Here is an 821-nt window from a genome sequence, read left to right as displayed (position 1 = left end):
GACCGTGTGCGGCAGCCTGCGCGAGGCCCTCGGCCGGGCGCCGCCGCACGGCACGGCATGAGGGAGGGGAGGCATGACCACCAACGAGCCGGCCGCCGGCGGGGCGCGCGTCGTCGCGCACCCGCTGGTGCAGCACAAACTCACCCTGCTGCGCCGACGCGAGACGACGACGGCCGGCTTCCGCCGCGTGATGCGCGAGATCAGCCTCCTGCTCGCCTACGAGGCGACGCGCGACCTCGCGCTGGAGACGGTGACGATCGAAACCCCGCTCGAGCCGATGGAAGCGCCGCTGCTGTCCGGCAAGAAGCTGTGCTTCGTCTCGGTGCTCCGCGCGGGGCAGGGGATTCTCGACGGCATGCTCGACCTCGTGCCGTCCGCCCGCGTCGGTCATATCGGGCTGTTCCGCGACCACACGACGCTGCGGCCGGTCGAATACTACTGCAAGCTGCCGGACGACATCGCCGCGCGCGACGTGATCGTGGTCGATCCGATGCTCGCGACGGGCCACTCCGCCGCGGCGGCGATCGCGCGGCTGAAGCAGGCGGCGGCCACGCGCATCAGCTACGTCTGCGTCATCGCCGTGCCGGAGGGGCTCGCGACCCTGCACGACGCCCATCCCGACGTGCCGGTCTATACGGCGGCAGTCGATCGCGGCCTCGATGCCAACGGCTATATCCGCCCGGGGCTTGGCGACGCGGGCGACCGGCTGTTCGGGACGAAGTGACGCCGCCGCGATGCGCATCCGCCCGCTTGCCGCGCGGCTCCTGGCCGCCTCGTTGCTCGCCGCCGTCGCGGTCTGGCGCGCAACCGCGCCCGGCGGC

At 73.1% G+C, this 821-nt stretch carries 1 protein-coding gene; it reads left to right on the top strand.

Features of this window, described 5'->3' with window-relative positions:
- Nucleotides 1-73 precede the first annotated feature (73 nt).
- On the top strand, nucleotides 74-724 hold the full coding sequence (gene upp, locus B8460_RS16570) for a uracil phosphoribosyltransferase (protein WP_048862722.1): 651 nt from the start codon (nucleotides 74-76) through the stop codon (nucleotides 722-724).
- Nucleotides 725-821: the final 97 nt, after the last annotated feature.

It is taken from the genome of Acidisphaera rubrifaciens HS-AP3 (genome assembly GCF_000964365.1).
In the GTDB taxonomy this organism is placed as follows: domain Bacteria; phylum Pseudomonadota; class Alphaproteobacteria; order Acetobacterales; family Acetobacteraceae; genus Acidisphaera; species Acidisphaera rubrifaciens.
This window is presented reverse-complemented; position numbering and strand designations above follow the sequence as displayed.

Bases quoted from the DNA above. Each gene is read 5' to 3' on its own strand.
- upp (WP_048862722.1), top strand. From the start codon at position 74: ATGACCACCAACGAGCCGGCCGCCGGCGGGGCGCGCGTCGTCGCGCAC.